Origin of the sequence: Methanolobus psychrotolerans, from assembly GCF_002243045.1 — an archaeon.
Lineage (GTDB): Archaea > Halobacteriota > Methanosarcinia > Methanosarcinales > Methanosarcinaceae > Methanolobus > Methanolobus psychrotolerans.
The window spans coordinates 1-17,167 of record NZ_MBKP01000021.1 but is presented as its reverse complement, the minus strand read 5'-3'; the positions used below and the strand labels follow the sequence as shown (position 1 = coordinate 17,167).

The following is a 17,167-nucleotide window of genomic DNA, read 5'->3' as shown; positions in this document are numbered from 1 at the left end:
TTACATCTGTTTTAATAGATGCTTACTCCTTTGACCGAGTCCAGCCGAAGCAATTCTTCTACGATACTGCCTGGAACCTTGGTATCTGTGATTATTGTGAGTTTCGGTTCATTGGTGAAGAAAGGATCATCAGATACAGCTTGCCGGATACTTATATTGTGCTGTGCTATAACTGTGGATACCTCAGAGATGATACCTTTGTGAGATGCATCATCCGGTGTTATTATAATAACACCCTGCCCCATCAGGGGCGCTACATCACGAAGGAAAGGTATTGATCGGACATTCTGGAAGATTTTTCTGAGCACATCATCGGAGAGTATTACCTCTGTTGTGGAATCTACAACACGCCTGTCCACACCTGCCTCCCTGGCAAGCTGTGTGTGGGCTATCTCGATAGTCCCAGAGGTTACCTTGCCCTCATTATTGACCTGAAAACCACGTTCAAAAAGAAGCTTTAATACTTTTTGCTGGGCCGGATATTTTTCGAACTTACTGAGTAATGCGCTCCACATATGAGCCATATAATCGTTTAAATTATAAAGATTTAAGGTTATTTTACAGGACACTAGTAAATAAAATACCCAGTCACCCACAAAGAAAGGACATTTTAAGTATGAGTTCATCTATAATAGATTGAAATTCACCTTTCAACAAAGATAATCAGCCGGAGTTAAAACACTTTCCAATAGGACATCGGAATTTAACATCGCTCATTTCTACAACAGGAATATGTACTCCGGAATTTTGATGATTTACACCAAAGGAGGTATGGAATGAAAATATACAAGGATTATGACGACCTTCCAAAGATAAAGTTGCCTCACGGACAGGAGGTTTGTATCAGCGACAGCACGATCAGGGACGGGGCACAAATGCCTGGTATCGTAATGAAGAGCCAGCAGAAATTCCAGATATACAATTACCTTCATGAAATAGGAATTGAGAAACTCGAGTCCTTTGTCTATAATGACAGGGACCGAAAGGCTATCAAACTCATGATGGACCAGGGCTATGAATTCCCTGAAATTACCGGATGGGCACGTGCAAACCCTGCTGACATCGACATGGTCCTGAATATTGACGGCATAGAAGAGACAGGCATCCTCATGTCAGTTTCTGACCCGCATATCTTCGATAAGATGGGACTGCCAACCCGCGAGGCAGCCGAGGAAAAATACCTCAAGGCACTTCAGTATGCAGTGGACCATGGTCTTCGTACCAGGGCTCATATCGAGGACATGACCCGTGCTGACAACTATAATTTCACATTCCCTCTTGTTAAGAAGATTATGGACATCGATCCTGAGTGTACCATACGCATATGTGACACTATAGGATTTGGCATACCATTTGTTGGTGTCGATGAACCATACGGAATGCCGACTATCATCAGATACCTGAAAGATGAACTGAATGTCAAGAACATCGAAACTCACTGCCATGATGACTTCGGTCTTGCCGTTGCTAACTCTATTGCGGGATACTGGCACGGTGCCAACTGGTCAAATGTTACTTTCCTGGGAATCGGAGAAAGAGCAGGAAACGCAGAAATGGAAAAGCTCCTGCTGTTCCTCGCAAGGCGCATTGAAGGATTTGACAAGTACAACCTTGAATCCCTGGTCGAGTTTGCAAAGTTCATGGAAAGGGAAATCGGTATTCGCGTACCAAGGAACAAGTCAGTTGTCGGGATCAATGTATTCGCCCATGAATCCGGCATTCACTCTGCCGGTGTCATCAAGAACCCGTTCACATACGAACCCTATCCACCCGAGATAGTTGGCGGAAAGAGGATATTCCTCATAGGAGATTCATCCGGTATCGAGGTTCTCAGGTACAAGGTCCAGGAAACAATGAACGAACTGATGGATGTACAGATAGAGATTGGAAAAGATGACAAGCGTCTGCGGGCTATCCAGGCAGACATCCAGAAACTCTATAATGACGAGAAGAGGGTTTCCTGCATATCCGACGAGGAGATCACTGCCTACGTGAAGAAGTACTTCATGTTTAACTCTATAGTAAGCAAGGATATGCACCGCAAAGAGGATGAAGAACACAATGAATGCGAGCCTGAGTCTGAGAATAAGACCAAGGTGCGTAAAGCCCGCATGCACGATGAAGTAGACTGATATTTTATTCGGCTGCTGTCTGAGGATGGCAGCTAAAAATAATATAAGGTGAAGATATTCACCATTGTTACTTTTTTATTGACCTGATGATTTTAAAAGAAAAAAGACGAGATGAAATCCATTGGTCATCGGTTAAGGAGATTTTTTTGCCTGTTTGCTATCGATTTTATACCAAATGTCTGGAGTAGATTATGGTCAATTGAGTAGATTATGGTCAATTTTCATGAAATCAACGCCATTCTCCAGCATACAATTGTTTCGAATTCTTGCAAACCGTTAAAGAAATTAAGATGATATGTGTAATTATCTTCTTAACCGATGACACATGAGATGAAATCACTTCATCTCAGCTTCGACATACTTTACAATAGCATCTGTCATTTCGCTCATCTTTGCATTGCCGCCAAGGTCATAGGTGAGGTATTTGCCTTCTGTGATGACCTTCTCGGTAGCTGCGAAGATTGCTTTTGACTCTTCTTTCTCACCAAGGTAATCAAGCATCCATGCGCCTGCAAGGATGGTTGCAACAGGGTTGACCTTGTCCATGCCTGCGTACTTTGGTGCTGAACCGTGGGCAGGTTCGAACATAGCGAAGTCGTCACCGATGTTTGCGGAGTAGATAAGTCCGATACTTCCTACAAGTGCGGAACATTCCTCACTGATTACATCCATGAACAGGTTTGTTGAAAGGAGCACCTTGTTGTTGAACAGCTGAGGATTCTTGATAAGCTGCTGGGCAATGTTGTCAATGTGGTATTCCCATACTTCGATACCATCGTAGTTCTTACCAGCTTTCTCAACCTCTTCAAGGAAAAGACCGCAGGTCCTTCTCAGTATATTGCTCTTGTGAATTGCTACAACCGCATCGCAGTTCCTTCTCTTTGCTTCCTCGAAAGCATACTTTGAAACCTTTGCACTGGATGTACGTGTTATTTTCCTGATAGCGATTGATACATCTTCTGTCAGTTTTACTTCCTCACCGATGTACAGGCCCTCTGTTCCTTCCCTGACACAGACAAAGTCCACATCACCAAGTGGTCTTGGAGTGTTCGGGAAAGTCTTTATTGGCCTTACATTTGCATACAGGTTGTACTTCTGCCTGATAGATACTGCCACACTTCTTGGTGCACCTACTATTCCAGGAGTTGTTGTAGGACCCTTGTAACATGCATCTGAAGAGTCTAGGAGGTCCCATGTCTCATCAGGAATGAGTGAGTTGCCACCGTTCTCTTCCCACCAGGTTGCTCCTGCATCACATGTAATGAACTCGACATTGCTGTTTGCAGCGCCTGCGACCTTAAGCATTGCTTCTACAAGATCCGGGCCAACTCCATCGCCTTTTATAACTGCTGCTGATTTTGTCATATTTCAACCTTCCACTGATTAATGAATATAATGCGCAAATTGCTTTATTGACGACTACATCATATATATGTCATACCTAGAAAAGAAATAGGCGCTAAAAAATACAGGAATAAAAGATCAAATCTCCGGATAATCAGTGATCTTTGCTAAATTACGCAGTCTCAGTATCGTCACAGCAAAGATAAAAGCGAAACCAATAAGAACAAGTACCAGAACCAGATCTTGTTCTGTGGATACACCCCCGGCCACCAGTTTAACGGAAGTGAAAGTAATCAATATCAACTGACCTAATATGGACATCAGGCTCAACCTGACTTCCCTGTGTCTTAAAAAGAGCCGGGCATTCATATGATTATATTGACATAATAAGCATTTATAGATAATTACCTTGCTTACCTTTACGCATACATAAGCATACCATACCGTTATAGATAAAATAAGCTCATATAGGTAATTATGACACACAATTTCCCCATCACAGACGAACACATGCACATCGACCCCCGGGCAAAGGGACTGAAAGCTGTCAAAGAATTCCAGGAGGCAGGAGGCACCCATATATTCCTTGTAATGAAGCCAAGCTGGACCCTTGGCATAAAGGTGACAAAACCTGAAGACCAGATAGCAGTCTTTGAGGAAACAGTTGACATCTCACGCCAGATCAATGAGACTGGAGTCACTTCTTTTCCAGTGCTTGGAGTTCATCCGGCAGAAATAACAAAACTCACCGAATACATGGAACTCTCAAAAGCTGTAGAAACAATGAAAGGCGGCCTGGACATTGCAGCAGATTATGTTAAAAGAGGGCTTGCCGTGGGACTTAAAAGTGGAAGGCCACACTACCCCGTAAGTCCTGAAGTATGGGATGCTTCTAATAAGGTAATGGAATATGCATTCACACTGGCCGCTGACCTTGACTGTGCTGTCCAGCTTCATACTGAAAGTGTAGGCGAGCCGGAACTTGTTGACATAACAGAACGTGCCAAAAAGACAGGTATCAAACTCCACAGGGTTGTCAAACACTATGCCCCGCCACTTGTCGATGTTTGTGAGAGACTTGGCATATTTCCCGGAGTGCTTGCAGGTAAAGGTGCTATCGAAGAAGCACTCCAGCAAGGAACTAGATTCATGATGGAAACTGATTATATCGATGATCCACAAAGACCCGGAACCGTACTTGGACCAAAAACCATACCGAAAAGAACTTTAAAACTTGCAGGTGAATTTGGGGAAGAACCTTTCTGGAAGATCCACAAGGAAAACCCGGAAAAGGTCTATGACGTCGACATTGAGCTTTAGAGCCTGCCAACAATGATTATGTAGATATCCATTACATTGGTACCTGTTGGACCTGTGACAATAAGGTCGCCTGTTTCCTTTAAATAAGCATATGAATCGTTGTCTTGCAGATAGCGTCGTGCATCCAATTGCACATCTTTTCCCCGCTGGACGGTGCCACCGTCTGCAAATGCACCTGCACTATCAGTCGTACCATCATTACCATCAGTACCGGCGGCAAGCAAAAGAACACCTTTAAGATCCGGAACCTCTATACCAAAAGAAAGAGCCAATTCCTGACATCTCCCACCTGTCCCTTTTCCTTTCATTGTCACTGTGGTCTCACCTCCTGCAAGGATACATACAGGAAGCGGCAGAGGAGTAGACCTTAACCTCTCCTCCCTTGCAATTGCGGCAAATACCTTGGCAACCTCCCTTGCCTCACCAACAATTGATGAAGTAAGTACCATGGTATTATATCCAAGTTCAGATGCTCTTTTTTCGGCTTCATGGAGAGCAAGGGCATTATTGCCAACCAGATAATTAGATGTTTTTTCAAAAACTAGGGCACCTGACTTGGGAGTTTCCTCAATCACGCCCTCAAGACCATCCTCAAGTAATCCACTCACAGCAGGAGATAATTTTAGATTATACCTTTCAACTAGTTCATTGAACTCACTGAATGTAGACGTGTCGGGCACCGTAGGACCGGATGCAATAACATCCAGCGGATCTCCCACAACATCAGAAAGTATAAAGCTTACGGATTCTGACGGATAAGCCATTTTGGCAAGCCCTCCACCCTTTATGGAACAAATATGTTTTCTGACAGTATTAAGCTCATCAATTGTAGCACCTGCACGCATCAGACTATCAGTCAGTTTTACGATGTCTGTGATGGATACCCCTTTACGCGGAAGCGTGATCAAAGCTGAACCACCACCGGATATAAGGAATAATATAAGGTCTTTTTCGTCAGTCCTCTCTAGAAAATCATGAACTGTTTTTCCGGCGGCAACACTATTTTCATCAGGCATCGGATGACCTGATTCATATACCTTCATTTTTGTAAGCGGTCCGCCAAATCCATGCTTTGTAACGGCGATGCCACCTGCAAGGGAATCGCCCAGGATATCTTCAATGGCTTTTGACATCGGTATTGCAGCTTTACCAAAAGCAATGGCATAAATGTTACAGTAAAGTGAAAGATCATAGGAACGGGTATTGATGATAATACTCCTGCCTTCCTTCTTAACAGCCCTGTAAATACATGCAGAAGGCTCTACTGCAGAAATAGCTCCTGACATAATTGAATAAGCATCATTTCTCATTTTTTCATCCATATGACATCACTATATTTTATTATAACAGGGATTTGATTGTTCATGAGCGACTATACTTTCCAACCAGTTCCCCATAGGCGATGACATGGCCATCCATAGCATTCTCAACAAGACTCCGGGCAGAACCACTTTCAATATCCAGCTTCGTATCAAGTGCATAAAAATTAAAGAAATACCTGTGACTAAGCGAAGGAGGACAAGGGCCAGTGTAAGATATCCTGCCTGCACTATTTACTCCCTCAATACCCATAATACTGTCTTCAGCAATTGAAATATTGGGATCGATATTCCAGACCACCCAGTGTGTGAAAGTCCCGGAAGGTGCATCCGGATCTTCCATTATCAGTAAAAGCGATACACAATCCACCGGAATATTTCCCACATCCAGTGATGGATTAATGTTCTCCCCATCACAAGTATACTTTTGAGGGATCATACTATCATTTTCAAAAGAGGAGCTGGTTACAGTTAATTTTCCTATGCCTGCATGATTAGAAACAACATCTTCCTCAATACCTGAATTTTCCAGAGACTCGTTCAATTCATAAGGTTCCGGAAGAAGATCCGGCCCTTCATCAGCCGATTCCAGACATCCGGAAAGAGATAAAATAACTAACAATAGAAATATCATCGCAAGTACTGCAGCAAACCGGTAGCATACAGTATTTTCATTTGAATGTTGAACCGAACTATTAACCCCGGACATATTTCCCACCAGTTATACACTAATTACAGCCTATTTATTATTTTTGGGTTGCAAAGACAAATTGTTAAATGCACAAAACACCAGTTACAGGGAAACTTTCAGGATTCATTCCTCTGGAATTATGATCCATGCGAGAATATAGGCAAAAAGTCCTGTTCCGTAAATGAATATAGCACCAGCCCATAAGAGCCTTATAAGCACAGGATCAATCCCAAGGTACTTACCAAGACCACCACATACGCCTGCAATAATCCTATCACTCCTGGAGCGTCTTAATTTCTTTTCCATATTTTACCTCAGCAACTGGTTTTGAATAAAGGGTTTAGAGCAGATACCATATTCATAATCACAGTTCACATGTCTTACAATTGGTTCCACCACATTCCGGATTCTCAAACTGCCACTTAAGACCCCATGTCTTGATGTTCTGCAATATGTTCAGGAATTCCTCACCACTTTCGGTAAGCGAGTATTCGCATTTTATCGGGAATACTGAGTCATCAACATTTTTATCCACAAGACCATGTACTTCCAGTTCCTTTAATCTTGTAGAAAGGGTTTTAGGAGTAACATCCTGTAATTTGTTCTTGAGCTCGTTGAACCGCTTCTGCTTATTTTCACCCTTGTATAGCTCATGCATAATACATAAAGACCATTTTTTGCCGACGATATCAACCGTTTTATAGATTGTACAATCCTTCATAGTATCTAATAAGAAACCACCCAATATATAAGAGAGTATCCATAATATATCAGTAATCCAGAAGAGAATTTTGGAAGAAGGAGTGACCAATATGGCAAAAGATTTACTTGAAAAGGGAGCAATCCTACAGAGAGACCAGGAAACATACGCTATCGCACCACATCTGCCAGGCGGAATTGTTTCTGCAGATATACTTCGTAAAATTGCAGATGTTGCGGAAAAGTATGGAGCTGCAACATTAAAAGTAACTTCATCCCAGAGAGTTGCTATCGTGGGATTAAAAGAAGATGATCTGGACAAAGCATGGGAAGACCTTGGAGTAAAACCAGGTGCTGCCATTGGACTTTGTGTAAGGAGTATAAAAATCTGCCCGGGTACGACATTCTGTAAGCGAGGACAACAGGATGCTGTAAGTCTTGGCCTGAAGCTTGATGAGAAGTACCATGGAATGCCACTACCCTCTAAATTCAAAATGGCTGTTTCCGGATGTGCAAACTCATGCTCAGAGCCTGCTATTAAAGATATCGGTGTCATGGGTACTCCAAAGGGATTCACCGTTATGGTTGGAGGAAATGCAGCAATAAAACCAAGACTTGCTGATATCATAGCAGATGAATTAACAGAAGATGAAGTACTTGCACTTGTTGAAAAGATTGTCAGCTTCTGCAAAACCAACGGTTCAAAGCACCGTCTTGGCAGAGTGATCGATGAAATAGGACTTGACAAATTCAAGGCAGAGATCGGATTATAACTGGGATATATTTTTATCAGGGGATAATCCCCTGCTTTTCTTTATTTTATAAAATCATTAAAAACGGAGCTGGTAATATCGAAGATGTTAAACCGGTCACAAGAATAGCAGTTATAAGGTGTGATATAGTCTCGCAAGCTTGCCCGGGCGTCGGATGCTTTATGGCTTTCAATAAAAGAAGCATGCGTTTCAAAGATTACGATGAAAACGCAGAGATGGTTGCCTTTTTCACATGTGGAGGATGTTCCGGTCGTAGAGTATACCGTCTGCTGAAATCATTAAAGAAGCGTGGAGTGGATGTTATCCATCTGAGTTCCTGCATGCAAATGGAGAATTATCCTAAATGCCCACACATTGACGAAATTAAGAGAACTGTTGAAAATGAAGGAATAAAACTTGTGGAAGGAACACATCATTAATATCTGGAGAGTGCAACATGGGCAAAAGACTAATAGTAAAAATAGATGAAGACAAATGTACCGGATGCGGCAAATGTGTATCCCCCTGTGCCGAGGGAGCTATACAGATAATTGACGGAAAGGCAAAGGTCGTTTCGGAAGAACTTTGTGACGGCATGGGATTCTGCATAGGCGTTTGCCCTGAAGGCGCAATTACCATCGAGGAAAGAGAAGCTATTCCCTTTGACCTGAAGAAAGCTGAATCACAGCTAAAAAAGACTGATGTCTCGATTAAGTGTTTCAGTTGTGGCCGTGGTGAAGGAAATAATTACCTGATGCCCGTAAGGCATAATATGGAAAACCTCTGGGTTTGTACAAGATGCCTCCCACAGCTTATCCACGGATGAGATAATGACAATTGAGATTGAACTTAGTAAAGTGGCAGATTACCTCTGTGACTATACTTTCAATTTCTACTGGCATAATAAGAGTCTTGAACCGGACTCATTGATACCAACCCAGAATGGTACTAAAATAACTTACAGGGACCTTGTCAATGAACTAAGATCATGCGGGGAGATCCATATAAAAGGCAATCCCGGAAAGAACTTTGCCTATAATATGGGAGCAGATCTGAAGCACTTCGGCGGAAGCGGCGAGGCTGAAGAAACAGGAAGAATATTTGTCCAGGGGAATGTAGGACCTGAAACCGGAATTGGAATGGTTGCCGGAATCCTTTATATCAAAGGTGGCATAAATTATCCCCTTGGGAATATAGTGGAACTTGAATCCGATGTCAAGGGTTATCGGAAGTTCCGCTCAATCACAGATCTCCTCTGCAATGGCATCGGAGAAGATAAGCTCATTGATAACAGCTACAACGAAGAACAAAAGATACTGATTCTTAAAGACAATATACCAAGGGGTACTGTTGCTGCAAGATGCCCATGCGCTGCAACTGTCATCATAGAAGGTGATGCCTACAACGGAACTGGCATGCTATCTAAGAATGCCACTGTCGTTGTACACGGAAACGCAGGCATGAACACAGGTTCGCACCTTAATGGAGGAACTGTTATAGTCCACGGGGATGTGGGAGAATTTGCCGGTGCCTACATGAAAGATGGAAAACTCCTGTTCAAGAGTGCAAGGGGTTTCATTGGCGCAGGAATGGAAGGTGGAGCTATCTACTCAAAGAGTAAAGCCAGGACAAATCCCCCTGCTGCAAAGTCTAGAATGACAGGAGAAGACAGTGCACTTATCAGGGAACTAACTGATGCCGGAAGGATTGAATCCATGCTCTACAATAAGTACGAACCGGATAAGGATAAACAGAAGTATGTAGAAGTCCACATGCGTGACGGGTCTATTGCTATGCGTAAGATCGACTGATCTTATGCCTTGTTCAGCATTACCCAGAAAACTGATCCTTTGCCCCTTGGATTATCCTCTACACCAACTGTGCCTTTATGAATATCAACTATCCTTTTGACAATAGCAAGACCAAGACCGGTCCCTTTTACACCTGTTTTATCAATCCTTTTGAATCTTTCAAAAACATACGGTTTGTATTCATCGGGGATTCCATCTCCTTCATCTGCCACCATTATATTCCAGTTCTTATCCATATCGGCAATATCCACCCTGATCGTTGTGCCTGAGGGACTATATTTAAGAGCATTGGATATCAGATTGGAAAAAACATCTTCAATTACATCATTTATTCTGGAAGGATATTCACCTTTTTGATTAAAATCAAGTATAATGTCCTTTTTTGCGAATACAGGAGCAAAACTGTCAACAACTTTCCACAATATGAAACCAATATCCTTTGTTTCAAATTCCATCTCTTCATATGATTCAAGTTTTGCAAGCTTTGCAGCAGAACCTATCATTGATATAAGATGATCGGTCTGTTCATTTATCATCTTAAGTGTTTCTTTTTTCTCTTCATCTGTTTCTTTTATGTACAGTATTTCACTGAATCCTTTGACAATACCTGCCGGATTTAACAGGTCGTGTCTCATGATATCTGTAAAGAGATCCTTAAGATTGTTAGAGTCCTCAAGTTTTGCTTTCTTCGCTTTGTCCAGCATCCAGCGTGAATTTACCTCCATAATAATGAAGAACATAAAGAGGAGAGTTAAAACATACCAGTGCTGTATGAAAAAGTCCGTGAGGGAAACCTGCCCATAATGTATGTATAAGCCTATCCTGAGTTCTCTCATCAGATTATCTACAGAAATGTAGTCTGCCGGAACAGCCCAGCCACTTGAACCAATCGCCATGGCAGCATTACTATTTGGAGGCATGCTCAAAAGGGCGATAGAGACCTCTTTTGAAATGTCACCCGGTGTTGAACCAGTCTTTGCAAAAGCCCAGTCAGGATAAAGGTCTGTGCTCACAAGAAGAGGATAGCCATCATATTCCTTCTGATTGAGAACTTTAATGTCTTCAATGTTGATCTTGCCTTCAAGAACCATTTTCTCCAGGGTACCGGTCCTGACCGTGCCTGCATCCACATCCCCGGAAACAATCGCAAGAACTACATTATCATGCGTATGGCCAAATGTTAGTTCGTCAAAATAATCGCTGTAATCTATACCATTAAGCTGAAGCTCCCCTGCAGCAGCCAGAAATCCACCAAGTGATCTTTCACTGACAGCCATAAAGGATTTGCCTTTCAGATCTTTCAGAGATTTTATGTCATCCCTATCAGCTCTTGTGAGAATAACACCACCAAATCCAGAATATGAAGAGTTGTTCCACGATGGTTGAAAGGTTGCTATTCTGCTAGCTCCGTTTTTGTGCGCCATTTCCACATAAAGCATGGGATTTGTATAGAAGAAATCAATATTATCATTATTTACAACAGAAATGAATTCATCATAATCAAGAGGAAGTACTTCAAAAGTGGAATTTTGGATACTATCTGAAAGATAATCTGCAGTTGGTATCCATGACTCCATAGAATTTTCACGTTCCCCATAAACAGAGAGAACACCAATTCTGTAAACATTGGATTCACAACTCACCAATGGGAGGAAAATTAAATTGAAGATGCTTATAAGTAGTATTGCTCTGGCAAACAAACCCAGCATTTCCTTATTTATTGACACTCCTCCTAAAATGTGCAAATGCGTCTATAATGCCAAAGATATTTATGGATTATGGAACACTGTTACATAGTAATATTAGTGGCAGCAACCAACAATTATTTTACTTCGATGAACTTTAGAAGATTCGTTCCACCTGGCTTTCCGTGTCCTGACACCTGACCCTGGGTAAGAATTATCAGATCTCCTGCTTCTACGATACTTGCTTTTTTAAGTGCCTCCATGGAAGTTTCCTCCCAATCATATACCTTCTGAAGAACAAGAACGGGATAAACTGCATACTGCATTGCAAGTTGCTCGCATGTCAGAGGATAGCGACTAAAGGCAAGTATCCAGACATCCGGCCTGAACCTGGAAATATGGCGAGGAGTCTTTCCTGAAACCGTCGGAGTGATAACATAGAGTACAGGCAGATTGCGAAGAGCATCATTCACCTGTATGGATATCATATCCTCTACACCGGGATGCATTTTATGGATAGCTTTTTTCATCATTTCAAGACCTATTGTACTCTGGTCTCTCCATTTTTCAGTTGACCTGGCGATCTTTACCATCATCTTTACAGTTTCAACCGGATAGATCCCTACTGCAGTCTCAGCAGAAAGCATAACTGCGTCCGTACCATCAATTATAGCATTTGCCACATCTGTAGCTTCAGCCCGGGTAGGACGAATGTTGGCAGTCATGGATTCAAGCATCTGCGTTGCGGTTATTACTGGTTTGCTCAGAAGGTTAGCCTTGTGTATGATCTCCTTTTGCACGATCGGAACATCCTGTATCGGGATCTCCACACCAAGATCACCACGTGCGATCATAACACCATCCGTCTCTTTGAGGATCTGATCTATGTTCCTGACAGCCTGTTCTCTCTCGATCTTTGAAATGATGAATATCTCTTTACCCTGGCTTGCAGCATAGTTCCGGACCTGGATAATATCTTCTTTTGATTCTATGAAGGAAAGGCAGAATATACTTAAGCCCTCCTCAAGTCCGAAATCAACAATCTCCAGATCCCTTCCTGTTATGGGATTGATGAAAAGCCTGGAACCGGGCAGATTGATGCCTTTTTTGGAGAAAAGGGGGCCACCGACAACAACTTCACAATGAATGTCCTCTTCTTCGATGCGTGTACAATCAAGCTGGATAAAACCATCGTTCAGGTAAATAGGACTTCCTGGAACGACGCTTTCTGTTATCTGGCTATATTGAACAGGGATTATTAAGTCCTTTCCTGGAACATTCCTGGAAGTAAGGATTACCTGCGCCCCTTTTTCCAGCATCATTGGTTCATCCTGAATTGTTCCTACTCTTATCTTTGGCCCGGGAAGATCTGCCATTATAGCCACCACCCGGTTTAGTTCCCGAGATATTCCCCGTATTCTTTTGATGATAATGCGGTGGTCATCCAGATCACCATGAGAAAAATTCAGCCGGGCAACATTCATGCCCTGCATAATAAGTTCCCTGAGTACCTCTTCAGAAGAAGAGGCCGGGCCAATAGTACATACGATTTTTGTTTTATTATCGGGTAAATCCATACTTTATCCCACCTTTTAAAATAACCAGAAATTAATCTTGTATCCCTTTATGGAACTGATTAAATTAAGACTTATTCAGAAGTATTCAAGTTACTATATATAGGATACTCAGAAGTATTCAAGTTACTATATAATACATAATACATCATTCAAAATTATTTAAACTAATAGAATCCAATATAATATGGGGTTTATCATGACAAATTCAAAGTTTGAACTTACCGAGCAACAAAAGAAAGAACTCTCTGCAATCTTTGGAAGAGGTGTCAATTTCAAGGACAAGGAGAGACACTTTTACACACATGATGTGGGAGCATTGCCATCTCTTGTCAAAATGATGGTTGGTAAGACAAAGCCTGCTGCAATTGTTAAGGTCAAGAATGAAGAAAAAGCCATCGAGCTTATCAATTTTGCACGTAAATATAAGATTCCCGTCGTACCTAGAGCAGGAGCATCATCTGGATATGGAGGTATTATTCCCACAAAAGGAGGAATCATTGCCGATGTAACCCCTATGAAGGAAATTATTGACATTGATAAAGAGAATCTCAGAGTAACCGTGGGCGCAGGTGCCATTTGGTATGATCTTGAGGAGAAACTTAACGAAGAAGGACTGGCAGTACAGGCAGTACCATCAAGTGCACTTTCGGCGACCGTAGGAGGATGGCTTGCACAAAATGGTGTGGGTTACGGAAGTTATGAGTACGGCTGGTCGCAGGACACTATGGATTCCGCAAGAGTTGTCCTGCCAAACGGTGAGGTAAAAGATTTCTCCGGCGATGAACTTGGAAAGATTATCGGAACCATGGGCACTACTGGAATAATCACACACGTAACCCTGAAAATAAGGAAATATGAAAAGACCGCAGCAATCTCTGCAAAATTCCCCGATGCTTCCAGCATGAAGGAAGCAATCAAAAAAGTAGGAGAGAAAAAAGTCCCGGTGTGGGCAATCTCATTCCTGAATCCAGAATGGGCTGATATGAAGAACAAAGCTCCGTATAAGACACACTACGGAGAAACAGTTGATGAGCACAGACCAGAACTGCCGCTTTCCTACATATGCAACTTTGCCTATCCCCAGTCAAGGGATGTAAGTGCCCTCAAAGGCATAATAAATCAAGCTGGTGGAGATATCCTGCCGGAAGAGATCTCCGAACATGAAACACAGGAATGGTTCAGGTCAATGAAGGTTAAAAGACTTGGTCCTTCATTTATTCCTGCCGAAGTGGTTGTACCCGTTGATAAGATCGACGCGATCTTCAATGAGATCGATAAGAAAATCAGCCTCCCTGTACTTATAGAAGGAATGGTGACAAAGGGAGAAGAAGCCATTATGCTTTGTTTCATGCCCCACTCGGAAAGATCCTTCAAATATAACCTCGCTTTCCCACTTGCCCTGAGTATTATTAAGATAGCTGAGCAGAACGGTGGAAGAATTTATGCATCCGGTCTTTATTTTGCAAGCCAGGCTGCAAAAGTATACAAAGATCGTTTTAAAGTTATCCAGGATTTCAAAAAACAGGTTGATCCTGATGACATAATGAACCCTGAAACAATGAAAGGTAAGTCCATGATCAATACAGGGCTTTCCTTTGCAAAGGTATTCGAGCCTATGGCACGCATGGTTGGAAATATGTCCGGAGTCGGCAATCAGGAATTCAAAGATGAGAAAGGATTGCCGGGGGATATTATTTCCCATGCTTTCACATGCGCACAGTGCGGGTATTGTGTCAACGAATGTGACCAGTACTATGGACGCGGCTGGGAATCACAATCCCCTCGCGGCAAGTGGTTCTTTATTAAGGAATATCTTGCCGGAAAGCTGCCCCTTGACCAGGAACAGGTTGACACTTTCCTTGCATGTACCACCTGTGAGATGTGTGATTATTACTGCCAGCTTGACCTGCCCATCGAACGTTCCTGGATGACACTCAGGGAGAACTTTGTCCAGAAGAGAGGCATGATGACTATTCCTCCGTTTGAGATCATGGCTCAAAGTCTGGACAAGGAAAGGAACATATGGGCGAATTACAGGGTCGACAGGGACAAGTGGATACCTGATGACATCCGGCCGAAGATCAAGGAAAAAGCAGATATTGCCTACTTCGCCGGATGTACTGCATCCTTTGTTGAGAAGGACGTTGCTGTGGGAACTGTCAGGCTGCTGGATGAGGCAGGGATAGAATTCACATACCTTGGAGACAAAGAATCCTGCTGTGGAATACCAATGCTCGTTGCCGGAAAGTGGGATGTGTTTGAGAGGATCCTGAAAATGAACATCGCCAACATGCAGAAGCATGGTGCTAAGACAGTTGTCACATCATGTCCTGCCTGCCTGCTTATGTGGAGGACTATCTATCCGCAGTGGGCTGAGAAACTTGGAATGGAATTCAATATAGAGGCAAAGCACTATTCTGAAGTGCTTGTGGATAAGCTTGATGTATTGAAACCAAAATTCAAGATACCCCTGAACAAGACCATTGCCTGGCATGATTCATGTCATCTTGGAAGAGCAGGCGCTGGTGTGTATGAGCCACCAAGGGAATTGCTGAAAGCCATCCCGGGAGTGAAGTTCAAAGAGATGGAACATAACCGTGAGAAGGCACTCTGCTGTGGTTCCGTTGTAACGCTTATCGACGAGCCGAAAGTGGCCAGTAAAATAGGAAATGTCCGTTTGCAGGAAGCTGTTGACCAGGATGCTGATATCATGGCTGCACTATGTCCGTGCTGTCTTGTGCAGTTCAGGGTCGCTGCAAAGCAGAACAATGTCAACATGGAGATACAGGATCTTGGAGCACTTGCAGCACGCAGTCTTGGTTATGACCTGCCTGATACGACAAACGATGCTCTTGTTGCATGGGCCACCTTTGAAAAGATGATAGAACTGATGGAGCCGGAGAACATGACCGAGATGATGGTAGAACTCCTGCCTGACATGATCGGTGCCATGCCATCATACATGCAAGCCATGATGAAGACAGTGAAGTACGTACCCGGCATGGATATACTCATGAAGCCAATGATGCCAATAATGATGCCTATGCTCATGCCGTCTTTGATGCCAAAGGTCATGCCTAAGATGCTAAAAGCTGTTGAGAAGAGAGTCCCGATGCCGGATTACATGATCGAGCAGATGCCCGACCTTATGCCGGCTGCCATGGGTAATCTTTTGCCTAACATGCTTCCGCAGATCATACCTTTGTTGACACCGAAGATGATAGCATATATTAAGGCGAACTGAAGAAAAGAAATGTTTGATATTGCTTTAGAGCAATGTCAAATTATTATTTAATCTCAATATGTTACTCTACGTGGCCATAACAATATTTTTAAATATGGATTGCATTGATATGATGCATGAATTTACAATGTTTGTTAAAGCCGACAAAAGAAAAACTATACAGTTTTACTATTTTGATAGTTGGTTTAAGTCTACCAAATATTGCTAATTTCTTTCTTACGATATTTGCAGCAAGAACCCTTGGAGCAGAAAAATATGTAGAATATTTAATGTTTAGAACTAGCAATATCCCATTCATCCTAACTACAATTATAACCTTAGTTCCCAAAATTTAAGCGCATATTCTTTTTTGCCTTTTTACTACTTACCAATTCATGCGCCCTGCGCATGAATTACATCTTCTACGGAATTGTGTTTCATAATCTTTAAATATTATTGTGCGCTTATATTATAAGCACATATGAAATCCACACTACGTATCAAGAAAATAAATGGAATTGAATACTGGTATGAAGATATCCCATACTATGACAAAGAAAAGAAACAGATCCGACACCGCTCCAAATACCTTGGAAGGAACGTAAATGGTAAAC

The 17,167-nt window shown here is 42.4% G+C and carries 16 protein-coding genes; 7 read left to right on the top strand and 9 right to left on the bottom strand.

Annotated elements, in window-relative coordinates; all coding sequences use genetic code 11:
- Positions 1-11: 11 nt before the first annotated feature.
- Entirely contained in the window at positions 12-515 is a 504-nt protein-coding gene (locus BB781_RS08610) for an amino acid-binding protein (protein WP_094228093.1), read from the bottom strand.
- 261 nt (positions 516-776) lie between these two features.
- Between BB781_RS08610 and BB781_RS08605 the strand changes: the two genes are divergently transcribed.
- Positions 777-2,132 (top strand): homocitrate synthase/isopropylmalate synthase family protein, encoded by a 1,356-nt coding sequence (locus tag BB781_RS08605; protein ID WP_094228092.1) that lies wholly within the window; start codon positions 777-779, stop codon positions 2,130-2,132.
- Between the two features lie 336 nt (positions 2,133-2,468).
- Here BB781_RS08605 and BB781_RS08600 read toward each other — a convergent pair whose 3' ends face one another.
- Together BB781_RS08600 and BB781_RS08595 are read right to left on the bottom strand one after the other, a co-directional pair.
- On the bottom strand, positions 2,469-3,497 hold the full coding sequence (locus BB781_RS08600) for an isocitrate/isopropylmalate dehydrogenase family protein (protein ID WP_094228091.1): 1,029 nt from the start codon (positions 3,495-3,497) through the stop codon (positions 2,469-2,471).
- Positions 3,498-3,614: 117 nt separating this feature from the next.
- Complete coding sequence (locus tag BB781_RS08595; RefSeq protein WP_129582671.1) at positions 3,615-3,845, bottom strand: hypothetical protein; 231 nt, start codon at positions 3,843-3,845, stop codon at positions 3,615-3,617.
- Positions 3,846-3,953: 108 nt separating this feature from the next.
- Here BB781_RS08595 and BB781_RS08590 point away from each other — a divergent pair, with 108 nt between their 5' ends.
- Positions 3,954-4,796, top strand: coding sequence for a TatD family hydrolase (locus tag BB781_RS08590; RefSeq protein ID WP_094228089.1), 843 nt, complete (start codon positions 3,954-3,956; stop codon positions 4,794-4,796).
- Here the strand turns inward: BB781_RS08590 and BB781_RS08585 are convergent.
- From BB781_RS08585 to BB781_RS08570, 4 genes are all read right to left on the bottom strand, one after another.
- Positions 4,793-6,118, bottom strand: a complete 1,326-nt coding sequence (locus BB781_RS08585) for a glycerate kinase type-2 family protein (RefSeq protein ID WP_094228088.1) — start codon at positions 6,116-6,118, stop codon at positions 4,793-4,795. The two genes, BB781_RS08590 and BB781_RS08585, sit on opposite strands and share 4 nt — an antisense overlap.
- Before the next feature lie 40 nt (positions 6,119-6,158).
- Positions 6,159-6,824 carry a YbhB/YbcL family Raf kinase inhibitor-like protein gene (locus BB781_RS08580; RefSeq protein ID WP_242492590.1) on the bottom strand — a complete coding sequence of 222 codons (666 nt, stop codon included), beginning with the start codon at positions 6,822-6,824 and terminating at the stop codon, positions 6,159-6,161.
- Positions 6,825-6,929: 105 nt separating this feature from the next.
- Positions 6,930-7,112 carry a PspC domain-containing protein gene (locus BB781_RS08575; RefSeq protein ID WP_094228087.1) on the bottom strand — a complete coding sequence of 61 codons (183 nt, stop codon included), beginning with the start codon at positions 7,110-7,112 and terminating at the stop codon, positions 6,930-6,932.
- A gap of 58 nt (positions 7,113-7,170) precedes the next feature.
- Positions 7,171-7,527, bottom strand: a complete 357-nt coding sequence (locus tag BB781_RS08570; RefSeq protein ID WP_094228086.1) for a winged helix-turn-helix transcriptional regulator — start codon at positions 7,525-7,527, stop codon at positions 7,171-7,173.
- 91 nt (positions 7,528-7,618) lie between these two features.
- On the opposite strand from BB781_RS08570, the gene BB781_RS08565 reads away from it, so the two are divergent.
- From BB781_RS08565 to BB781_RS08550, 4 genes are read left to right on the top strand one after another with little or no spacing between them, the layout of a single operon-like run.
- Positions 7,619-8,278: an NAD(P)/FAD-dependent oxidoreductase gene (locus BB781_RS08565; RefSeq protein WP_094228142.1), complete on the top strand. Its 660-nt coding sequence runs from the start codon at positions 7,619-7,621 to the stop codon at positions 8,276-8,278.
- Between the two features lie 53 nt (positions 8,279-8,331).
- On the top strand, positions 8,332-8,697 hold the full coding sequence (locus tag BB781_RS08560) for a CGGC domain-containing protein (RefSeq protein ID WP_340637515.1): 366 nt from the start codon (positions 8,332-8,334) through the stop codon (positions 8,695-8,697).
- 17 nt (positions 8,698-8,714) lie between these two features.
- Positions 8,715-9,083, top strand: coding sequence for an ATP-binding protein (locus BB781_RS08555; protein ID WP_094228084.1), 369 nt, complete (start codon positions 8,715-8,717; stop codon positions 9,081-9,083).
- 4 nt (positions 9,084-9,087) lie between these two features.
- Entirely contained in the window at positions 9,088-10,068 is a 981-nt protein-coding gene (locus tag BB781_RS08550; RefSeq protein ID WP_094228083.1) for a formylmethanofuran dehydrogenase, read from the top strand.
- A 2-nt stretch (positions 10,069-10,070) separates the two neighbouring features.
- On the opposite strand, the gene BB781_RS08545 is transcribed toward BB781_RS08550, so the two are convergent.
- Positions 10,071-11,795, bottom strand: a complete 1,725-nt coding sequence (locus BB781_RS08545; protein ID WP_129582670.1) for a sensor histidine kinase — start codon at positions 11,793-11,795, stop codon at positions 10,071-10,073.
- Positions 11,796-11,890: 95 nt separating this feature from the next.
- Positions 11,891-13,330 carry a pyruvate kinase gene (pyk, locus tag BB781_RS08540; RefSeq protein ID WP_094228081.1) on the bottom strand — a complete coding sequence of 480 codons (1,440 nt, stop codon included), beginning with the start codon at positions 13,328-13,330 and terminating at the stop codon, positions 11,891-11,893.
- A gap of 196 nt (positions 13,331-13,526) precedes the next feature.
- Here pyk and BB781_RS08535 point away from each other — a divergent pair, with 196 nt between their 5' ends.
- Positions 13,527-16,574, top strand: a complete 3,048-nt coding sequence (locus BB781_RS08535; protein ID WP_094228080.1) for an FAD-binding and (Fe-S)-binding domain-containing protein — start codon at positions 13,527-13,529, stop codon at positions 16,572-16,574.
- Positions 16,575-17,167 lie beyond the last annotated feature (593 nt).

Coding starts and splice junctions, on each gene's coding strand:
- BB781_RS08610 (WP_094228093.1), bottom strand. CDS start 515: ATGTGGAGCGCATTACTCAGTAAGTTCGAAAAATATCCGGCCCAGCAA.
- BB781_RS08605 (WP_094228092.1), top strand. CDS start 777: ATGAAAATATACAAGGATTATGACGACCTTCCAAAGATAAAGTTGCCT.
- BB781_RS08600 (WP_094228091.1), bottom strand. CDS start 3,497: ATGACAAAATCAGCAGCAGTTATAAAAGGCGATGGAGTTGGCCCGGAT.
- BB781_RS08595 (WP_129582671.1), bottom strand. CDS start 3,845: ATGAATGCCCGGCTCTTTTTAAGACACAGGGAAGTCAGGTTGAGCCTG.
- BB781_RS08590 (WP_094228089.1), top strand. CDS start 3,954: ATGACACACAATTTCCCCATCACAGACGAACACATGCACATCGACCCC.
- BB781_RS08585 (WP_094228088.1), bottom strand. CDS start 6,118: ATGGATGAAAAAATGAGAAATGATGCTTATTCAATTATGTCAGGAGCT.
- BB781_RS08580 (WP_242492590.1), bottom strand. CDS start 6,824: ATGTCCGGGGTTAATAGTTCGGTTCAACATTCAAATGAAAATACTGTA.
- BB781_RS08575 (WP_094228087.1), bottom strand. CDS start 7,112: ATGGAAAAGAAATTAAGACGCTCCAGGAGTGATAGGATTATTGCAGGC.
- BB781_RS08570 (WP_094228086.1), bottom strand. CDS start 7,527: ATGAAGGATTGTACAATCTATAAAACGGTTGATATCGTCGGCAAAAAA.
- BB781_RS08565 (WP_094228142.1), top strand. CDS start 7,619: ATGGCAAAAGATTTACTTGAAAAGGGAGCAATCCTACAGAGAGACCAG.
- BB781_RS08555 (WP_094228084.1), top strand. CDS start 8,715: ATGGGCAAAAGACTAATAGTAAAAATAGATGAAGACAAATGTACCGGA.
- BB781_RS08550 (WP_094228083.1), top strand. CDS start 9,088: ATGACAATTGAGATTGAACTTAGTAAAGTGGCAGATTACCTCTGTGAC.
- pyk (WP_094228081.1), bottom strand. CDS start 13,330: ATGGATTTACCCGATAATAAAACAAAAATCGTATGTACTATTGGCCCG.
- BB781_RS08535 (WP_094228080.1), top strand. CDS start 13,527: ATGACAAATTCAAAGTTTGAACTTACCGAGCAACAAAAGAAAGAACTC.